21 protein-coding genes and 1 riboswitch are annotated in these 18,636 nt (G+C 66.5%); of the genes, 9 read left to right on the top strand and 12 right to left on the bottom strand.

Annotation, left to right across the window (positions count from 1 at the left end; genetic code table 11):
- Positions 1-1,353, bottom strand: a complete 1,353-nt coding sequence (locus ABIR74_RS08315; RefSeq protein ID WP_348176962.1) for a 3-deoxy-7-phosphoheptulonate synthase class II — start codon at positions 1,351-1,353, stop codon at positions 1-3.
- A 71-nt stretch (positions 1,354-1,424) separates the two neighbouring features.
- Here ABIR74_RS08315 and trpS point away from each other — a divergent pair, with 71 nt between their 5' ends.
- Positions 1,425-2,417: a tryptophan--tRNA ligase gene (trpS, locus tag ABIR74_RS08310; protein WP_348176960.1), complete on the top strand. Its 993-nt coding sequence runs from the start codon at positions 1,425-1,427 to the stop codon at positions 2,415-2,417.
- A 102-nt stretch (positions 2,418-2,519) separates the two neighbouring features.
- On the opposite strand, the gene ABIR74_RS08305 is transcribed toward trpS, so the two are convergent.
- Positions 2,520-3,212 (bottom strand): pseudouridine synthase, encoded by a 693-nt coding sequence (locus ABIR74_RS08305; protein ID WP_348176958.1) that lies wholly within the window; start codon positions 3,210-3,212, stop codon positions 2,520-2,522.
- Between the two features lie 29 nt (positions 3,213-3,241).
- Here ABIR74_RS08305 and ABIR74_RS08300 point away from each other — a divergent pair, with 29 nt between their 5' ends.
- On the top strand, positions 3,242-4,447 hold the full coding sequence (locus ABIR74_RS08300; RefSeq protein ID WP_348176956.1) for an aminopeptidase: 1,206 nt from the start codon (positions 3,242-3,244) through the stop codon (positions 4,445-4,447).
- 147 nt (positions 4,448-4,594) lie between these two features.
- Here ABIR74_RS08300 and scpB read toward each other — a convergent pair whose 3' ends face one another.
- The 5 genes from scpB to ABIR74_RS08275 form a co-directional block, all read right to left on the bottom strand.
- The gene (gene scpB / locus ABIR74_RS08295) at positions 4,595-5,197 is read right to left on the bottom strand and encodes an SMC-Scp complex subunit ScpB (RefSeq protein WP_348176954.1); all 603 of its coding nucleotides are present in this window, start codon (positions 5,195-5,197) and stop codon (positions 4,595-4,597) included.
- Complete coding sequence (locus ABIR74_RS08290) at positions 5,176-5,955, bottom strand: ScpA family protein (protein WP_348176952.1); 780 nt, start codon at positions 5,953-5,955, stop codon at positions 5,176-5,178. Before ABIR74_RS08290 ends, scpB begins: the two co-directional genes overlap by 22 nt.
- A 9-nt stretch (positions 5,956-5,964) precedes the next feature.
- On the bottom strand, positions 5,965-6,828 hold the full coding sequence (gene lgt / locus ABIR74_RS08285; RefSeq protein ID WP_348176950.1) for a prolipoprotein diacylglyceryl transferase: 864 nt from the start codon (positions 6,826-6,828) through the stop codon (positions 5,965-5,967).
- A gap of 94 nt (positions 6,829-6,922) precedes the next feature.
- Entirely contained in the window at positions 6,923-7,126 is a 204-nt protein-coding gene (locus tag ABIR74_RS08280) for a hypothetical protein (protein ID WP_348176948.1), read from the bottom strand.
- Between the two features lie 143 nt (positions 7,127-7,269).
- Positions 7,270-7,698 carry a hypothetical protein gene (locus ABIR74_RS08275; protein WP_348176946.1) on the bottom strand — a complete coding sequence of 143 codons (429 nt, stop codon included), beginning with the start codon at positions 7,696-7,698 and terminating at the stop codon, positions 7,270-7,272.
- Positions 7,699-7,783: 85 nt separating this feature from the next.
- Between ABIR74_RS08275 and ABIR74_RS08270 the strand changes: the two genes are divergently transcribed.
- Both ABIR74_RS08270 and ABIR74_RS08265 read left to right on the top strand, forming a co-directional pair.
- Entirely contained in the window at positions 7,784-8,200 is a 417-nt protein-coding gene (locus ABIR74_RS08270) for a cyclic nucleotide-binding domain-containing protein (RefSeq protein WP_348176944.1), read from the top strand.
- 14 nt (positions 8,201-8,214) lie between these two features.
- Positions 8,215-8,616, top strand: a complete 402-nt coding sequence (locus ABIR74_RS08265; protein ID WP_348176942.1) for a DUF1801 domain-containing protein — start codon at positions 8,215-8,217, stop codon at positions 8,614-8,616.
- 114 nt (positions 8,617-8,730) lie between these two features.
- On the opposite strand, the gene ABIR74_RS08260 is transcribed toward ABIR74_RS08265, so the two are convergent.
- The 3 genes from ABIR74_RS08260 to ABIR74_RS08250 all read right to left on the bottom strand — a co-directional run bounded on the left by ABIR74_RS08260 (position 8,731) and on the right by ABIR74_RS08250 (position 13,666).
- On the bottom strand, positions 8,731-9,573 hold the full coding sequence (locus ABIR74_RS08260) for a DUF1028 domain-containing protein (RefSeq protein ID WP_348176940.1): 843 nt from the start codon (positions 9,571-9,573) through the stop codon (positions 8,731-8,733).
- A gap of 3 nt (positions 9,574-9,576) precedes the next feature.
- A complete protein-coding gene (locus ABIR74_RS08255) occupies positions 9,577-12,978 on the bottom strand; it encodes a DNA polymerase III subunit alpha (protein ID WP_348176938.1) in 3,402 nt (1,133 codons plus the stop codon).
- 76 nt (positions 12,979-13,054) lie between these two features.
- Positions 13,055-13,666, bottom strand: coding sequence for a YceH family protein (locus ABIR74_RS08250; RefSeq protein WP_348176936.1), 612 nt, complete (start codon positions 13,664-13,666; stop codon positions 13,055-13,057).
- 62 nt (positions 13,667-13,728) lie between these two features.
- On the opposite strand from ABIR74_RS08250, the gene ABIR74_RS08245 reads away from it, so the two are divergent.
- The 5 genes from ABIR74_RS08245 (at position 13,729) to ABIR74_RS08225 (ending at position 17,252) form a co-directional block, all read left to right on the top strand.
- The gene (locus ABIR74_RS08245) at positions 13,729-14,103 is read left to right on the top strand and encodes a DUF2237 domain-containing protein (protein ID WP_348176934.1); all 375 of its coding nucleotides are present in this window, start codon (positions 13,729-13,731) and stop codon (positions 14,101-14,103) included.
- Between the two features lie 50 nt (positions 14,104-14,153).
- Positions 14,154-14,786: a GNAT family N-acetyltransferase gene (locus ABIR74_RS08240; protein ID WP_348176932.1), complete on the top strand. Its 633-nt coding sequence runs from the start codon at positions 14,154-14,156 to the stop codon at positions 14,784-14,786.
- Between the two features lie 4 nt (positions 14,787-14,790).
- On the top strand, positions 14,791-14,997 hold the full coding sequence (locus tag ABIR74_RS08235; RefSeq protein WP_348176930.1) for a hypothetical protein: 207 nt from the start codon (positions 14,791-14,793) through the stop codon (positions 14,995-14,997).
- A gap of 59 nt (positions 14,998-15,056) precedes the next feature.
- Positions 15,057-15,159, top strand: a riboswitch (SAM riboswitch).
- Positions 15,160-16,047: a homocysteine S-methyltransferase family protein gene (locus tag ABIR74_RS08230; protein WP_348176928.1), complete on the top strand. Its 888-nt coding sequence runs from the start codon at positions 15,160-15,162 to the stop codon at positions 16,045-16,047.
- Entirely contained in the window at positions 16,047-17,252 is a 1,206-nt protein-coding gene (locus ABIR74_RS08225) for a 4-alpha-glucanotransferase (protein ID WP_348176926.1), read from the top strand. Before ABIR74_RS08230 ends, ABIR74_RS08225 begins: the two co-directional genes overlap by 1 nt.
- A 7-nt stretch (positions 17,253-17,259) precedes the next feature.
- On the opposite strand, the gene ABIR74_RS08220 is transcribed toward ABIR74_RS08225, so the two are convergent.
- Together ABIR74_RS08220 and ABIR74_RS08215 are read right to left on the bottom strand one after the other, a co-directional pair.
- The gene (locus tag ABIR74_RS08220; RefSeq protein WP_348176924.1) at positions 17,260-17,928 is read right to left on the bottom strand and encodes an amino acid ABC transporter permease; all 669 of its coding nucleotides are present in this window, start codon (positions 17,926-17,928) and stop codon (positions 17,260-17,262) included.
- On the bottom strand, positions 17,925-18,636 hold a 712-nt coding region (locus ABIR74_RS08215; protein WP_348176922.1), incomplete at its 5' end, for an amino acid ABC transporter permease. The genes ABIR74_RS08220 and ABIR74_RS08215, both read right to left, overlap by 4 nt.

Here is an 18,636-nt window from a genome sequence, read left to right as displayed (position 1 = left end):
CTAGCCGCGCATCAGCTCGGCGACGCGGAACGCCAGGTCGAGCGACTGGCGGGCGTTCAGGCGCGGGTCGCAGAGCGTTTCGTACCGGGTGTCGAGCTGCTCTTCGAGGACGGCTTCGGAGCCACCGAGGCATTCCGTGACGTCCTCGCCGGTGATCTCGAGATGGACGCCACCGGGCCACGTGCCGACCTGCCGGTGAGCAGCGAAGAACCCTTCGATCTCACGGAGCACGTCGTCGAGCCTCCGCGTCTTGTGGCCCGAGCCCGTGACGAACCCGTTCGCGTGCATCGGGTCGCAAACCCACACGACGGGGATTTCGGCCTCGGCGACGGCGCGCAGGAGCGGTGGCAGAAGCTCTTCGACGCGGCTCGCGCCGAGACGGGTGATCAGGCTCAGACGCCCTGGCACGCGGTCGGGGTTGAGCTTCTCGGCGAGGGCAACGAGCTCGTCGGGCGTCATCGAGGGGCCGACCTTCGCGCCAACGGGATTGTGAAGTCCCGACAGGAACTCGACGTGCGCGCCCTCGAGCTGCCGCGTGCGCTCGCCGACCCACAGGAAATGCCCCGAGCAGGCGTACCAGTCCCCGGTGGTCGAGTCCTTCCTCACGAGCGGCTCCTCGTAATCGAGCAGGAGTGCTTCGTGGCTCGTCCAGACGTCGACCTCGTGGATCGATCGCTCGTCGCCGAGGTCGATCCCGATCGCCTGCATGAAGCGCAGCGCCCGGCCGATCTCGTTGGCGATCGTCTCGTAGCGCCGCCCCTCGAGCGAGCTGGCGACGAACTCCTGGTTCCAGGTGTGTACCTGGGTCAGGTCGGCGAAGCCGCCCTTCGTGAACGCGCGCAGCAGGTTCAGTGACGAGACGGCCTGGTAGTAGGCCTGCACGAGGCGTTCCGGGTCGGGGGTGCGCGCCTCGAGCGTCGGCTCTTCGGAGTGGATCACGTGTCCGCGGAACGAGGGAATCTCAACGCCGTTGACCGTCTCGGTCAGCGATGAGCGGGGCTTCGCGAACTGGCCGGCGATCCGACCGACCTTGATGACCGGCAGCGTCGCTCCGTAGGTGAGCACGGCTGACATCTGGAGCAGGAGCTTGAGCCGCTCGCGTACCGCGATCACCGAGAGCTCGTGGAACGACTCGGCGCAGTCGCCGGCCTGGAGCAGGAACGCGCGGCCCTCTGCCGCCTCGGCAAGCTGATGGCGGAGCGCGCGCGCCTCTCCGGCGAAGATGAGCGAGGGCAGCAGGCTCAGCCGGTCGCGCACTGCGGCAAGCGCGGCCGCGTCCGGCCACTCGGGCTGCTGGAGCGCAGGAAAGGCCTGCCAGGACGACGGCGTCCAGGTCGGGTCGGTCACGGACATCGCTCCAGTGTAGTCGCGGCTCGTTTCGACGCTGCGCCTTGAAAACGGCTACAAACTGAGCAGAGACACTCATGCGCATCTTCTCGGGCATCAAGCCGACCGGCGACTCGACGCTCGGCAACTACTCCGGCGGCTTCCGCCAATACGTCGCCACGCAGGAGCTGGGCGATGCGACATTCTGCATCGTCGATCTCCACGCGATCACGGTGCCCTACGACCCTGCCGATCTACACAGCCGCACGCTCGATCTGTTCTCGATGCTAATCGCAACGGGGCTCGACCCGGAACGCACGACCGTCTTCGCCCAGAGCCACGTCACCGCGCACGCCGAGGCGAGCTGGCTCCTGTCGGCAGTCGCGGGCTATGGACAGCTCGGGCGGATGACGCAGTTCAAGGAGAAGGGCGGCGAGCAGGAGTTCGTCGCGTCCGCGCTCTTCAACTACCCCGTCCTGATGGCGGGCGACATCCTGCTCTACCAGGCCGACATCGTCCCGATCGGAGACGACCAGCGCCAGCACCTCGAGCTCGCACGGGACATTGCCGAGAGGTTCAACAGCCGCTTCGGCGAGATCTTCACGGTCCCGAACGGGTTCTATCCCGAGGTCGGAGCGCGCATCATGTCGCTCCAGGATCCCGCGGCGAAGATGGGCAAGACGGGTAGCTCCGAGCAGGGCACGGTGCGCATGCTCGACGCGCCAGACGCGATCCTGAAGAAGTTCAAGACGGCGGTGACCGACTCCGGTCGTGAAGTGAGAAAGGCGGACGACAAGCCCGGGATCTCGAACCTGATCGACATCATGTCGGTCGCCACCGGCAGCACTCCCGCACAGATCGAGGCCGAGTACGGCGATGCAGGCTACGGCACGTTCAAGGTCGCAGTGGGTGAAGCCGTCGTTGCCCTGCTCGAGCCGATTCGCGAACGCTACGTCGAACTTCGCTCCGACGAGGGCGAGCTGCTTCGGCTGCTCGCGCTCGGTGCGGACAAGGCGCGGGCAACCTCCGCACCGACCCTCGAGCGGATGTACGAGACGATGGGGTTTGTGCGCGCGCGGGACGGCGCGTAGCCGTGGGCCGCCCGTAGCCGACGGGCGACGCATCGCCGACGGGCGACGCTTCCGCTTACGGGCGACGCATCCGCTTCGCTCGCGCGAGCGTGCGCGTCGCCCCTACAGGCCGACCAAGCTGCGGAGCGCCTCGACCTCATCGCGCGTCAACGAACGAGACTCCCCGATCGGCACCTTGCTCACGTCCAGACCGGCGTAACCGGTGCGCCGGAGCCGCACGACGGGGAAGCCGACGGCCTCGCACATCCTTCGCACCTGCCGGTTGCGCCCCTCGTGCAGCACGAGCTCGACGCGCGAGCGGCCGAGCTGGCGCGCCCGTGCCGGGGCCGTGGTTCCGTCCTCGAGCTCGACGCCCAGGGCGAGTGCGGCCACTGCCGCCGGCGTCAGGTCGCCATCGACATCGGCGACGTACGTCTTCTCGACGCCGTAGCGAGGGTGCGCCAGGCGATGCGCGAGATCGCCGTCGTTCGTGAGGAGCAGGACGCCGCTCGTGTCGATGTCCAACCGGCCGACGGGGACGACGCGCACCTCGTGATCGACGAGGTCGACCACGGTCGGGCGGCCCTCGGGATCGCTCGCCGTCGTCACGACGCCGAGCGGCTTGTTCAGGAGTACGTGGGCGAGATCCTGCTTGCCCACCTGCTCACCGTCGACTTCGACGACATCCCGAGCCGCGACGAACGTGTTCAGCTCACCGCGCTGCCCGTTGACCGTCACCCGGCCCTTCTTGATCAGCTCGTCGGCCGCGCGTCGTGACGCGACACCGGCGCGGGCGAGATAGCGATTGAGACGCACCCGGGCATTGTCGTCTAGTCTCCCGCGCGGTGCGCGACTACACGGAGCTGACCCGCAGGCTGGCCGACCTGATCGTCGGCTACGGCGCGGGTGTTCAGCCCGGCCAGCTCGTCGACGTCACGAGCTCTACGGGCAAGGAGGAACTGACCCGAGAGGTCACGCGCGCTGCGTACGAGCGCGGTGCGACGTACGTTGACGTCCTCTACTGGGATCCACGCGTCAAGCGCCAGCGCCTGCTCCACGGCGACCCGGAGACCTTCGGCTATATCCCGCCGTGGCTCCACGCACGGATCCGACACCTCTCCGACGAGCACGGCGCCCGGATCTCGCTGAGTGGGCCTGTCGAGCTAGACGCCTTCGAGGGCGTCCCGGCCGATCGAATGGGCACCGACGCGCTCCCGTACTTGCCCGAGACCAGCGAGATCATCGGCCTCCGCACGACGAACTGGTGCGTCGCCCCGGCACCGACGAGGGCTTGGGCCGTCGCCGTCTATCCACAGGCTGACCCGGAGGAGGCGTACGCGCGACTCTGGGATGCAGTCGCCCACATTTGCCGTCTCGACGCGGATGACCCTGCCGAGGCCTGGGAAGCGCGCTTTGCCGAGACCACGGCGAGCGCTGCGAAGCTCACCGCCCGGCGGTTCGACGCGATCCGAGTCCATGGTCCAGGCACAGATCTCACCGTGGGGCTCCTCGCCTCGTCACGGTGGCATGCCGGCGGCCAGGAGACGATCGACGGCCTCCGGCACTACCCGAACATCCCGAGCGAGGAGACGTTCACGACCCCGGATCCTCTCCGCGTCGACGGCTACGTGAGCGCAACGATGCCCCTCAACCTGTATGGCTCGATCGTGAACGGGATCCGGATCGAGTTCGAGCAAGGGCGCGCGGTGAAGATCGATGCGGAGGACAATGCCGCGACGCTCCGCAGCGCATGCACAAAGGACGACGGAGGAACGCGACTCGGTGAGCTGGCCCTCGTCGACCGTGGGGGACGGATCGGTCCGCTCGAGACGATCTTCTTCGACACGCTCCTCGACGAGAACGCCGCAAGTCACATCGCGCTCGGCGCCGGCTACCAGCACGGCGTCGAGTCCGAAGCCGACCGACAGCGGGTCAACTCGAGCCAGATCCACATCGACTTCATGATCGGAAGCCCCGCGCTCGACGTCGACGGCATCACCCGCGACGGCGACGTCATCCCGCTCCTGCGCAAAGGTTCCTGGCAGATATAAGGGCCGGCCCGTAGGGGCGAGGCGCCGCCGAGCCTCGGCGAAGACTGCTTCACCCGCAGCGGCGTACGTGGTCGGGCGACGCTGTACGGCGCCGAGGCGCCATTTCGCGTAGTCCCTACGCCGGGTTCGGGAGCGCGCGGGGAGAAGTCACGACGCTCGCGCTTCAGCGACCTCGAGCAAGCGCTCACGGATCGCGGCCTGATCCTCGCCGATGTCGTCGAGACGCGGCAAGGCTGCGAGTGACTCGAGTCCGAAGACGCGCTCGAAGAGCGCCGTGACGCGGTAGCGCACCGCTCCGCCCGGACTGTTCTCGCGACCCGCCTCCGTGATCAATCCCCGCTCGACGAGCGATGCGACGGCCGAGTCGGCGGCGACGCCTCTGATCTGGGCGATCTCCGGGCGGGACACCGGCCCGAGGTACGCGACGATCGCAACCGTCTCGAGTGCTGCCTGCGAGAGGCCGCGCTCGACCGGGCGCTCGAAGAGGCGCGCGCACGCTTCGGCTGCCTCACGCGAGGCGCCGAACGCGTAGCCACCCGCCACCTTCTGGAGGACGATGCCGCTGCGCCCCTCGCTGTAGCGCTCCCTGAGGAGTCCGAGTGCCGTCTCGATGCGTTCGACGTCGTCCGCGGTTGCCTCGGCGAGCTCGTCCAGCGTCAGCGGCTGCGACGCGACAACGAGCAGAGCCTCGACGTTCCTCGCGAGCGAGTCGAGCGGGTTGGCAGAGATCAGGCGGAGCGGGCGGTCCACTGCTGCATCCTTCCGTCGTCGGTGTCAAAGAGGGGCTCGTCGGCGCGGGCGATTCTGATCGGGGAGAAGGGAGCGGCCTGGGAGATCGAGATCTCGCCCTCCTTGCACAGCTCGAGCAGCGCCAGAAACGCGACGGCCTGCTCCACGCGCGAGAGACCCTTCATCTCCGTGTCGAAGTCGAAGCGTCGCCGGCGCACGAGAAGCGCCCGGAACCGCTCGACGAACTGTGAGACGGGCGGGAAGCGGAGGGCCATGTGGGAGAGCGAGACGCGGGGCGGCTCGACCGCGAGGCCGTGCATCGCCTCGACGAGCCGGAGAGGCTCCTGCGCGGCGAGCCGGCGTTCGGGGCTCGGCGCGAGCGGCGCCGGCCCGAGGCGGAAGTAGAGCTCGCGCTGCTCCTCGAGGCGGTCTCGTAACCAGACCGCGGCAACCTTCATTCGGCGGTATTCCGCGAGCCGACGGGCAAGCTCGTCAGCTGCCTCCTCGGGCTCCATATCTGCGAGCTCGGCCTCCTCGTCCGGGAAGAGGTGGCGTGCCTTGAGTTCGAGCAGTGACGCGATCAGGACGAGGAACTCGCCGCACGCGTCGAGGTCGAGCTCGTCACGCTCGGCGAGTCGCTCTACGAACGCCACGATGATTCCGGCCATGTCGATCTCGGACGGCTGGATTGCGTCCTTGAGGAGGAGCGTGAGAAGGAGGTCGAACGGACCTTCGAAGGCATCGAGGTCCAGCTCGAGGTCGCGTACGGCGCTGGCCACGTTCGGACCCTAGCCCCCGGGTCGGACGCGGCTCTTTGGCACGTCCATCCGTGGGCCCTTCGGCGGCGCCGCGGTCGCTTCTCGCCCGCGTCGCTGCGAGACGACGAACCAGACGATTCCTGCGATGCACACGAGACCCGAGACCCACGTGTTGACACGAAGACCAAGGATGTCATTGGCCGGATCGATGCGGACGAGCTCGATCCAGAAGCGCCCGAAGGAGTAGAGCGCGACGTAGAGGGCAAAGAGCCCGGGCGGGCGAGGGTGGAATCGCCGCTCGATCAAGTACACGAGCAGGGCCGCGGCGAGGAGATTCCAGAGCGCTTCGTACAGGAACGCCGGGTGGTACGTGGCCTCACCCAGACTGGCGAGCGGGCGGTGCGCAGGATCGATCTCGAGCCCCCAGGGAAGATCCGTCACCCTGCCGTAGAGTTCCTGATTCCACCAGTTGCCGATGCGTCCCACGGCCTGGGCGACGAGAAGGCCGGGAGCGAGGCAGTCGGCGAGGAGGCGTACGTCCGCCCCAGCCCGCTTCGCAATCACTGCGCCGACGATCACGCCTGCGGCAATTCCTCCCCAGACACCCAGGCCACCCTTCCAGATCGCAAACGCTCCCCACCACTCCTCCGGAACCTCGCTCCAGCTCGTTGCGACGTGGTACAGCCGTGCACCGACGATCCCGGCGCCGACGCCCCACACGGCACAGCGGAAGATGAGATCCCAGTCTCCGCCCCGGTTGACCCAGCGCGTGCCTGTGATCCAGATCGCGACGCCGATCGCCGCAAGCAGCGTCAAGCCGTACATGTGAATCGTCAGCGGGCCGAGCTCGATGGCGCCGTTGCTCGGTGAGGGAATCGATGCGAGGAATTGCATAGTTCGACATTCTCGCTCGGGGTCAGGACGCCTTCGTCACCGAAACGAGTGACGCCCGGTGAGAACCGGGCGTCATGTGCCGTAACGTCGTGCTCTACAACAGGATCTGGAGGGCAAGATCGACCGGGCAGCCGCTCTCGAGCAGGCGGATTGCGAAGTGGAGGTCTACCTCATGCGAAGCCGCGAGCACGGTGGCCGATTCGGGGTCATAGCCGGCGCGCGAGAGCGACTCGATGCGCCACTGCTCAACCAGCTCTATCTCGACGTCGGGTCGATCTTGAAGTTCTGCCGAAGACATCATCGCCTCTTTCAACGTGGTCGGGTCTCCTTGTATTCGACCAGGAGGCCCGATTGGATCTCTCTGTTCTACGACATTCGAGTCAGGAAATTGACGTTTTCTGGTGAGGCTTTCGTAAAGGCCTGGTATCTCCCTCCGGGACGTCAGTGCTCGAGCCAGGCGAGCAGGTCCCAGAAAGGATCCTGTGCGGGAGGAATATGGGGCGGCTGGCGTCGGCTGGCCCGCCGCTCGGCCCAGATCACGTACGACCGAAGTCGCTTCCCCATCCGCCGACGTGTTGCATCCGTCGGAGCGACGAGGGCCGTCGAAAGCGCGAACTGCCACGCCGCTGCCTCGCTCTCGAGACGACGGCCGCTGCGGCCGTGACCGACGAGATGACCGACCTCGTGTAGCGCGATGAAGTAGCTCACCTGGCCTCGAATCGGAGGGATCCTGATCTCGAGGCGTCGCTCACGGCTACCGTCGCGATGTCGCACGGTGATCACAACGGCTCGTCCGCGTCCATCGACGCGGTTGATGCCATGAGCAGCGCACATGTCGTCAATGTGACGGTCGAGCGTCTCGGCCTGCATCGGGCGAGCGTAGTGGTCAAGTGGGAGGTCGCCGTGACAGTCGCTGTAAGTGCGCAGCGCGCCCGGGTCTCGTAGGATCCCCGGCATGAAGCTCCGCCGCGACGCCAAAGTCGACCTCCTCCGTGCCGTCCCTCTCTTCGCCGAATGCACGACGAAGGAACTCGGTCAGATCGCGACGATTGCCGACGAGCTCTATCTCCCCGAAGGGACGACGCTGATCGAGCAGGGCAAGAAGGGACGCGAGTTCTTCGTGCTCATCGACGGAACCGTCGACATCACCCGCGACGGCCGCGAGGTCGCGAACATGGGGGGCGGCAGCTTCTTCGGCGAGATCGCCCTTCTCACCGAAGCGCCACGCACCGCGACCGTCACCGCAACGACGCCAACACGCGTGCTCGTGATCACGGGTCAGGCATTCCAGCGCCTCCTCACCGAGACGACGACGATTCAGCCCAAGGTGCTCGCCGCACTCGCTGAACGCGCCGCGGCGACGCCGTCGTAGGACGGGAGAGACTCATGGAATCGATCGAGAACCTGTCGCCCGCGGAGCTCATCTCACGCAAGATCGTCGAGCTCGGGGACTGGCGCGGCGAGACGTTGGAGCGGATGCGGGAGCTGATCAAGGACGCCGACCCCGACGTCGTCGAGGAGTGGAAGTGGCGCGGCACGCCGGTCTGGGAGCACGACGGCATCATCTGCACCGGCGAGTCCTACAAGAAGGTCGTGAAGCTCACATTCGCGAAGGGCGCGTCTCTGCCGGATCCGACCGGTCTCTTCAACTCGAGCCTCGACGGGAACGTGCGTCGCGCGATCGACATTCCCGAGGGAGAACAGGTTGACGCGTCCGCCTTCAAGGCGCTCGTTCGCGAAGCCGTCGCCCTCAACAGCGCTCGCGCGTCCAAGCGGTCGACGTCGTAGAGAGAAAGCTAAGCGTGGCGCTCACAGCCAACGTGCCGCGGTGAGCGGGGTCAGGTCTTGCAATCACGCATCGGTGAAGGTCATACGCACGGCCTGACCCGAGCTCCCGGCCCTTCAATCGGCAAGTAGATCACCGAAGTGCTCGGAGCCGGGCACCAGCGTGACGGCCTCGACGAAGTCACGCCACCGCGGTTGCTCACGTTCCAACGCGGCAAAGAGCACCCGCGCTCCCTCCGCGTTCCCGCAATCGAGAGCGTCCTCGATCGCGAGCCACCGAACGTGAGAGGACGGCAGGTTGTGTCGAAGCCCTACGTGCTCTCGATCGGTGCTCGCCCGGTTCGCGGCCCGATAGCCGAGCGCGCGTTCGAGCAGCCGTCGCAGCTCAACGAGCGAGCCGTCTCCCTCCTCGACCCGGAGGTCGATCACCCGCTCCCACGGCTCTCCTTCGCCCGGCACAACGACGATTGCGGCACCGCCGCGTCCGCGCCAGTCGCCACCTGCGGCCTCCGCCGCTTCGAGGCCGGCCATCAGCCGCTCCGCCAGCGACCCGGCCTCCGCGGCGAACGCCTCCCCCATGCTCTCCCAGACCCGGGGCGACTCGACCATGTTCGCCTGCGCGATCCAGTTCTCGCCTGCCGCGCCGCCGGCCGCAGGCACACAATGTACACCCGTGAACTGGGCGCAGCGGCCGTCCACCGCCATCACTCCGACCTGCCGGAACTCGACCAGCTCGTCGCCGTCGCGAAGGTGCGTGAGCGCGTCTGCCGGCGTCATTCCTTGCGTGAGGAGCTCGAGCCCCCGCCAACCGTAGCGCCGGTCGGTGAACGATTGCGTCGCCACGGCGCCAACTCCAGGCCGCGCCCAGGGGACCGCAGCGCCCGAGTTGAAGGACTGCGATTGCACCGCGACGCCGATTTCGCCGGAGTCGGGATCGCGACCGACAAGCGAGTACGTCATGCCCTACACAACCGAAGCTTCGCCGAGCAGTGCCTTCGCCTCGGCAATGAAGTCCGAGTCCGGCTGCACGCGATAGCCCGGGCCGAGTGCAAGCGTTCGGGCACCCATCGAGGTCTCGAGCGCCACATACACGGGTGACTCGCCGGGATACTCCTTGACGAGGCGCGCGAGCTCGGCGATCGTGCCGGCAGCCGCCAGGCGTGCGTCGAGCTTGAAGCGCACGTCGCGTCGCTCGGCGACCGCCTCGAACGGCGTCAGCTCGAGCGCGATCAGCTTGGTCTCCCCCGCCTGCTTGTGGTCGACCCTGCCCTTGACGACGAGAATCCGGTCAGCAACGCACAGCTCCCTCACGGTCGAGTAGATCGCTGAGAAGACGACGACCTCCGCCGAGCCGGTCGGATCCTCGAGCTGCAGGAAGACCATCGGCTCGCCCTTCTTCGTCGTCAGATGCTTGATGGCGGAGATGATGCCGCCCACCGTCACGACCTCGCCGTCTCGGCGCCGCTCGATCTCGCCGAGAGTCGCGTCGGTCTTGCGTCGGAGCTGGTCGCGCACCGCGCTCAACGGATGCTCGGAGACGTAGAGCCCGAGAGTCTCCTTCTCGAGGCGCAGCAGCTCGGCCTTCTCGAACTCGGCCGCCGCGATCGGCGGATGGTGCTTGCGTGCCACCTCCGCCTCGACGCCAACGTCACCGAAGCCCAGATCGAAGATCGAGCCCTGCCCCGCGAGCCGGTCGGCCGCGAGCTTCTGCCCGTAGGCAAGGGCTTGCTCGAGCACCCCGAGCATCCCCATCCGCGAAGCTCCCGTCGAGTCGAGCGCACCGCACTTGACGAGCGACTCGAGCGCCCGCTTGTTCACGACCTGCGGATCGACCCGTTCGGTGAACTCCCAGATCGTCGTGAACGCACCCCCGTCCTTGCGCGCAGCGATGATCGCCCGCGCGGCGTTGTCCCCCACGTTCTTGACCGCGTTGAGCCCGAAGCGAATCTTCCCCTCGACAACGGCGAAGTCGGTTGCCGACTCGTTGACGTCGGGCGGCAGAACGTCGATTCCCATCTCGTCGCAAGCGTTGACGTAGATCGGAACGCGGTCCTTCGTGTTCATCACCGACGAGATCAGCGCCGCCATGTACTCGCACGGATAGTTCGCCTTCAGCCACGCCGTGCGGTAGGCGATCAACGCGTAACAGACCGAGTGGGCCTTGTTGAAGGAGTAGTCCTGCGACGACTCCATGTCCTTCCAGAGCTGGTTCGCAACGGACGGCGTAACGTTGTTCGCCGCACAGCCGTCGAGGAACTTCCCCTTCAGCGATGCCATCAGCTCGTGGATCTTCTTGCCGATCGCCCGACGCAGCGTCTCCGACTCGGCCGGCGTGAACCCGGCCATCTGCTTCGCGATCAGCATGTACTGCTCCTGGTAGATGCAGATCCCCTGCGAGTCGCTCGTGATCGCCCTCAAGCGTTCGTCAATGTAGGTGATTGCCTCGCGCCCGTTCTTGCGTGCCGCGTAGCTCGGGATGTACTGCATCGGCCCCGGCCGGTAGAGGGCGACGAGTGCGATCAGATCCTCGAACTCGGTCGGCTTCACCTGGCGCAGCGCGTCGCGCATGCCCGACGACTCGAACTGGAAGACCCCGGATGAATCGGCACGCGAGAGCATCTGGTAGACCTTGCGATCGTCGAGCGGGATCGTGCTGATGTCGAGATTGCCACCGATCAACTCGACGGCCTTGTCGATCACGTCGAGGTTGCGCAGCCCGAGAAAGTCCATCTTCAGCAGGCCGAGCGCCTCGACGTTCTTCATCGAGACCTGCGTGACGACCTCCTGGTCGGCGCCCTTCTGCTGCAGCGGCACGACCTCGATCAGCGGCTGAGCACCGATCACGACAGCCGCGGCGTGGATCGAGTCGGCTCGTGTCAGGCCCTCGAGCGGCCGGGCGAGGTCGACGATCTCCTTCGCGACGGGATCGTCCTTGACCGCGTTCGCGAGCTCTCCCCCGGGCTTCAGTGCCTCCGCGAGCGTCTGGCCCGGGCCTTCGGGGATCATCTTCGCGAGCCGGTCGACGGTGCCGTACGGGATCTCGAGCACACGGCCGGCATCACGCACGGCCGCGCGCGCGGCCATCGTCGAGAACGTGATGATCTGCGCCACGCGATCGCGCCCGTACTTCTCGGCCACGTAGTTGATCACGCGCTCGCGACCCTCGACGGCGAAGTCGATATCCATGTCGGGCATGTCCTTGCGAGCCGGGTTGAGGAAGCGTTCGAACAGGAGGCCGTAGCGCATCGGGTCGACATCCGTGATGCCGAGGCAGTAGGCAGCGAGAGAGCCGGCAGCGCTACCGCGTCCCGGGCCGACCGAGACGCCGTCGCGCTTCGCGAAGTTGATGAAGTCTGCGACGATCAGGAAGTAGTCGGCAAAGCCCATCTCGTGCACCGTCTTCAGCTCGAACTGGAGCCGCTCGGTCAGCTCGGAGGTCACCCTGTCGTAGCGCTTCCTGAGCCCTGCCTCGCACAGCTCGACGAGGTAGTCGAACGAGTCGCGACCTTCCGGCGTCGGGAACTTCGGAAGCAGGATCCGATCGAGCGCGATCTCGACGTTGCAGCGGTCGGCGATCTCGAGCGTGCGACGCATTGCGTCCTCGTGGCCCGGGAAGTCGAGCGCCATCTCCTCGGGCGTCTTGAAGTAGAACTCGTTCGTTCCGAACTTCCAGTGATTCGGGTTCTTCAGCGAATCGCCCGACTGAATGCAGAGCAGCGCTTCGTGGGGATAGGCATCGGTCGCGTCGAGATAGTGGACGTCGCCCGTCGCGACGAGCGGTAGTCCGCGCTTGGCGGCCAGTCCGGGCAGCGCCTGAAACACCGGCTGCTGGATGTCGAGGTGGCCGTTCTGAAGCTCCACGTAGGTGTTGTCGCGCCCGAAGATCTGCTCCAGCCGATCGAGCTCCATCTCGGCATCACCCATCCGTGCCTCGGAGATCGCCTTGGAAACGCGGCCCGACAGGCAGCCCGAGAGCGCGATCAGCCCGGACGAGTACCGATGTAGGAGCTCCCAGTCCACCCGCGGGCGGTAGTAGTACCCCTCGAGGAAGCCGAGCGAGCAGAGCTTGATCAGGTTCGCATACCCGGCCGTCGTCTCGGCGAGGAGCGTGAGATGGGCGGTGCCCTTCGTCTGCCTGTGTCGGTCGTCCGCGACGTACACCTCACAGCCGATGATCGGCTTCACACCCTGCTTGCGGGCGTGCTTGTAGAGGTCGATCGCCCCCGCCAGTGACCCGTGGTCGGTGAGCGAGACCGCCGGCATCTCGAGCCGGGCCGCCTTGTCGACGAGCGCCGGGATCCTGCATGCCCCATCGAGAATCGAGTACTCGGAGTGGACGTGGAGGTGGACGAACGGAGCAGACATCGGGAGTGCCACTTTACTGTCGGGATGTGACGGCGCTTCTTGATGTCAATTGTTATCGGGCTCGAAGTCTGGCGTCCTAGAGGCCAAGATCGGTGAGCGCCGCTCGAAGCGCTGCCACTTCGACCTCGAGCGCTGCGATGCGTTCCTCGAGCGGATCGCGCGCCAACACCGATCGTGATACATCGATCTCGGCAGCGTCGTCGACCGCTCCGCCGAGGAGCTGCGCGTAGCGCTCCTCCTTCCGGCCGGGACGCCGCGCGAGGCGCGCAACGAGGTTCCGCCCGATCAGCCGCTCCAACGTCTCCTCCACCGCCGCGAGCTCACCGAACTGATGAAGGCGGTCAGTGCGCTGCTTGAGCTCACCCGGAGTCTGCGGCCCTCGCAACATGAGGACGCAGAGGACCGAGATCTCGTCGTCGGCGAGGCCGAGCGTCTCCTGCATGAGCTGCCGATACTTGACAGAGCGGCTTCCCTGGCCCGACGCGAGTCGTGCCCACTCCCTGCGCCAGAGTCGCTGAAGAGCCTCGCGGATCACCTCCTCGTCGTACTCGACGACCGGCTCACGATTCGTCGCCTGGTTGCAGGCAAGGCGTAGCGAGTTGAGGGTCAACGGATACGTGTCGGGCGTCGTCCGCTGCTTCTCGATCAAGCAGCCGAGCACCCGGATCTCGACGGGGTCCGCATCCACGGCGTGAGCCTATCGCGCGCCCTCCTTGTGCAGGAGGTCGAGCCGATGGGCAAAGTAGGTGCATGCAGAAGGACGAGGATCGGAACGTCGTCGGTGGCAGCTTGCTTCCGTGCTCGACCGAGCCGATGACGGGGTTCTTCCGCGACGGCTGCTGCTCCACCGGACCGGAAGACCTCGGCAGTCACACGGTGTGTGCCGTGATGACGGAGGCGTTTCTCGCCTTCAGCCTCGAGACGGGAAACGACCTGTCGACGCCCCGCCCCGAGTGGGGATTCCCGGGGCTCCGGCCCGATGATCGCTGGTGCGTGTGTGCGTCCCGATGGCTCGAGGCCTATAGCGCCGGCGTCGCCGCGCCGGTCGTTCTCGGCTCGACGCACGCGCGAGCGTTGGAGATCGTGCCAATCGACGCACTGATCTCGCACGCAGCCTCACCCTGAGTTACCCGCCGGCGGTAAAGGTCCAGGCCGGAAACGCCGATGGGGTTCCCATGGCAACTCGCCAGACCGAAACCGACATGCGCAGCGTCATCGAGACCGAACGACTTCGCCTCGAACCATGGGACGACTCGCATTTCGAGCGCTTCGCCCGTTTCATGCGCGATCCGGACGTGACCCGCTACATCCGTCCCGAGCCCCTCGACCTTGCGCCTGCGATCGAGCAACACGAACGGTCGCTCGAGGAGTGGAGGATCCACGGCTTCGGCAAGCGCGCGATGTTCGAAATCGAGACCGGCCAATGGCTCGGGTTCGTGGAGCTCTCGCCCGTCGGCCCCGGCAAGGGCTCACGCGATGAGGACGTCGAGCTCGGGTACTTCGTCGAGCCATCACGCTGGGGTGAGGGAATTGCCACCGAAGCAGCGATCGCGGCGAGGGATGAAGCGTTCCTCCGCTGCGGGGTTCCGGAGCTGATCGGGCGCTGCCGGGTCGAGAACGTCGCGTCCGCGCGCGTGCTCGCGAAGGCCGGGTTCAAGCGCCTCCGCCTCTTCGAACTCGACGACGGCATCGTTGTCGAGATCCATCGCAGCCAACGCCACGACTGGCTGGAGACGCCAGACCCGCGCGAGCGCACGGCTTCGGACTTCAACCCGGCCGCCGGCGCCGACTACCGCGAGACGGGTTGAGAGCATGGCAGTGGTCGACCGCCTCGCTGAGCAACCAACGGTGTACAACGTCGTCCTGCTCGCGGGCAGCCCTCGGCGATACTCACTCAGCCTCGCTCCGGGTATCTCGGCAGGTGCTCTGATCGAGGTCGATGGTGAGGAATGGACGGTGGCGGACGTGCGCGACGTCGACGGCCGGGCGCCCCAGCTCATCTGTATCTACGCCGTCTAGCAACCGTAACATCGGCCTCAGTCTGTAACCTGCGCGCTCGGACGCGGTGCCACCACCGCTCCGCATCGAGAGAGGCTGAGGGCCCCGGCCCCGTGATGCCTCGGCAACCTGCCACCGGCAAGGTGCCACACCCGGGGTGATGTCGAGCGAGGAGGAAGCGCAATGAGTACCACGGAATCACGATCGTTCAACGCACTGCTCGCCGCCGGCGGAACGCTGATCGCCGACGGAGCGACCGGTACGAACTACCAGTCGATGGGTATGGAGCCGGGACTGGCACCCGAGGAGTGGCTCTTCCAGGCGCCCGAGAAGGTCGTGGAACTCCATCGGGCATTCGTCGATGCGGGCTCTGACATCGTCCTGACGTGCACGTTCGGCGCGACACCCCTTCGACTCACAGAGGGATCGCTCGTCGGACGGACTCGCGATGTCAATATCCTCGCGGCGGAGCTTGCCCGCGAGGGAGCCGGCCCCGACCGACTGGTGGCGGGATCACTCGGGCCCACCGGACAGCTGATCGAGCCATACGGGCTCCTGAATCGCGAGGATGCCGTCGCAGCGTACGCAGAGCAGGCCAGCGCACTCGCCGACGGCGGCGTCGATCTACTCGTGATCGAGACGATCTTCGCCGTCGAAGAGGCTGTGTGGGCAGTCGAGGGCGTACAGAGCGTCACCGACCTCCCCCTCGTTGTCTCGTTCAGCTTCGACATGGGGACACGCACGATGATGGGTCTCAGCCCGACAGATGCCGTTGCCGCCGTCGTCCCGCTCGGGGTGTCCGCGGTGGGAACGAACTGCGGACGGTCGCTTGCCGATTCCGACCTCGTCGTAACCGAGATCCTCGAGGCGGCCGGAGACACCCCGGTGTGGGTGAAGCCCAACGCCGGTGTGCCCAAGATCGTCGGCGCAGAAGTCGTATACGAGGCCGGGCCAGAGATGCTCGCCGAGCACGTCGTCGGGTATGTCGCGCAGGGTGTCCGCATTGTCGGCGGGTGTTGCGGGTCGACGCCCGCGCACGTTGCGGCGATCGCACTGGCTCTCGGCCGCTAGTGGTCGCTCCGGCACGCGAGAGCGGTGTCCTGCTCCACATCACTTCGTTACCCTCGGGAAGGCTCGACGAGGACGCGTATCGGTTCGTCGACTGGCTCGTCGCGGCAGGTCAATCGTGGTGGCAGGTGCTCCCGCTCCACATTCCTGACAGGCACGGCTCCCCGTACGCATCGAGGTCGGCCTTTGCCGGGCACGAGGGGTTGCTCGCACCTCGGGGGACACGATTTTACGACAGCGGCGAGGGCAACGATGGCGAACCTGAAGGGGAGTGGCTCGAGGAATGGGTGCGGTTCGCGGGCGAGCCCGAGCGGCGAGTGCAGATACGGTTCCAGCGTGAGTGGCTGTCGCTGAAGCGCTATGCCAACGATTGCGGGATCCGTCTGATCGGTGATATCCCGCTCTACGTCGCAGGTGACTCGTGCGATGCCGTGACACATCCTGATCTCTTCGACCGCTCCTTCGTCGCGGGTGCGGCACCGTCACCGAACCACCCTGAGGGCCAGCGCTGGGGGATGCCCGTCTTCGACTGGCCGACGCACGCCGCCGACGGCTTCTCCTGGTGGCTCGAGCGACTCGAGCGCGAGCTCGAGCTCTGCGACCGGCTGCGGATCGACCACTTCCGCGGGCTCGCACAGTTCTGGCAGCTGGCGCTCGACGAGCCCGACCCCGTGAACGGCTCCTGGGGCACCGGTCCCGGAGAAGCATTCTTCGAGGCGATCCGAAATCGGTTCGGCGGCCTGCCTCTGATCGTCGAGGATCTCGGTCTCATCACACCCGACGTGATCGCGCTCCGCGAGGAGATCGGCGTGCCGGGAATGAACGTCGTCGCCAGGGTGGCGGACATCGACTGGCGCACCGATTCGGTGCTCTATACCTCCACCCACGACTCCGAGACGCTCGCCGGCTGGTGGGAGCGCTGGGGCAGGGAGAACCAGCCGCAGCTCGCAGCCGGAGCGACGTCCACCGACGGCGAGTATCGAGCTCTGCTCCAGAACATTCTCGCGGTCGAGAACGAGCTCGTGATCATTGCGGCCCAGGATCTCCTCGGCCTCGGGAACGAGGCACGCATGAACCGACCCGGCACGGTGAACGGAGGGAACTGGAAGTGGAAACTCGAGCAGCCGCTGACCGGAGCGCAAGCGCGCATGCTGTCCGGATGGGTCGCCCTGGCCGGCCGCGAGAGGCTTGGCCCGGTCGAGGCCTAGCTAATAGCTAGACGAGCCGACGCTCCAGGTACGCCGACAGCCGGGTCAGCGGGAACGAGATCACGAAGAAGATCACCATCACAAAGGCGAAGATCTCGAATGCATGCGACTCCGCTGTCGAGAAGGTCAGTCGCTCGACCGAACGATTTCCTGCCTCGAGCACCTCGGCAACGCCGATTACGGCTGCGATCGTCGTGTTCTGGATCACGTTTACCTGCAAGCCGACGAGCGGCGGAAGAAGCCTTCGCAACGCCTGGGGGAGGATCACATACCGGTGACGACCGAGCCACCCGAACCCGAGCGCTGCGGCGGCCTCGTGCTGATCCTTGGTGATCGACTCGACGGCACCACGGGTTGCCTCGGCAACCTGGGCACTCCCCCAAAGCGTCAACCCGATCGCCCCGGCGGCGAAGGCGTCGAGTCGGATGTCAACGAGACCGGGAAGCGCAAAGTAAAGAAGGAAGATCGTGACGATGATCGGCAGCCCCCGCCACACCTCGACGTACAGCCGAATCATCGCCCGCAGCGGCCGGGACCGGATCGTCAGCAGCGTACCGAGCAGGATTCCGAGCGCCGTGCTCGCGACGACCGCGATCGCGGCGAGACGCAGCGTCTCCCGGAGCCCTTCGCGGAAGATGTACTCGGCGACCGGCGTAACCCAGTCCGGGACGGTCATGTGACCTCCGGCAGACGCAGCCGCGCTTCGACGCCCCGCATGACCGCGGACAACGTCCAGACGAGAATGAGGTAGGTGACAGCGACGACGAGGAGCATCTCCGAGTCGCGGAAGGTGACCGCGGCGATGCTTCGAGAGACGTTGGTCAACTCGGCGTAGCCGATCGCCGTCAGCAGCGACGTGTTCTTGAGCACCGAGATATACGTGTTGATCGATGCCGGTAGCGCGATGCGGCCACCGATCGGGAGCGTGACGTTGAGAAATGTCGCGAGTCGACCGAAGCCGAGGGCGAGGCTCCCCTCCCGGTAGCGGAACGGAACGGCCTCGAACCCAGCACGGAAGTTCTCCGTGCTGAACGCTCCACCCCATATCGTCACCGCGATCCAGGCCGTCATGAACGGTGAGAAGGTGATCCCGACCTGTGGGAGCCCGTAGAAGATGAAGAAGATCTGAACGAGGATCGGAGTGTTGCGGATTACCTCGACGTAGACAGCGGAAAACTGACTGACGACCGGGACGCGGTGGGCACGGGCAGCGCCGAGTACGAGCCCGATCACGAACGACCCGAAGATCGCGATCGCCGCCACCTCAATCGTGCGAACGAGGCCCCAGGCCAGCTCCGGCAGGTGGTCGAGAATGAATCCCCATTCGATGCCGGCGATGATCATGCGTTGAAGGGTCGGGGGGTGGCCGCGCGTGCGGCCACCC

Origin of the sequence: Gaiella sp., from assembly GCF_039915195.1 — a bacterium.
Taxonomy (GTDB): domain Bacteria; phylum Actinomycetota; class Thermoleophilia; order Gaiellales; family Gaiellaceae; genus Gaiella.
Note: the sequence above shows the minus strand (reverse complement) of the source record. Positions and strands in the feature narration are given on the sequence as shown.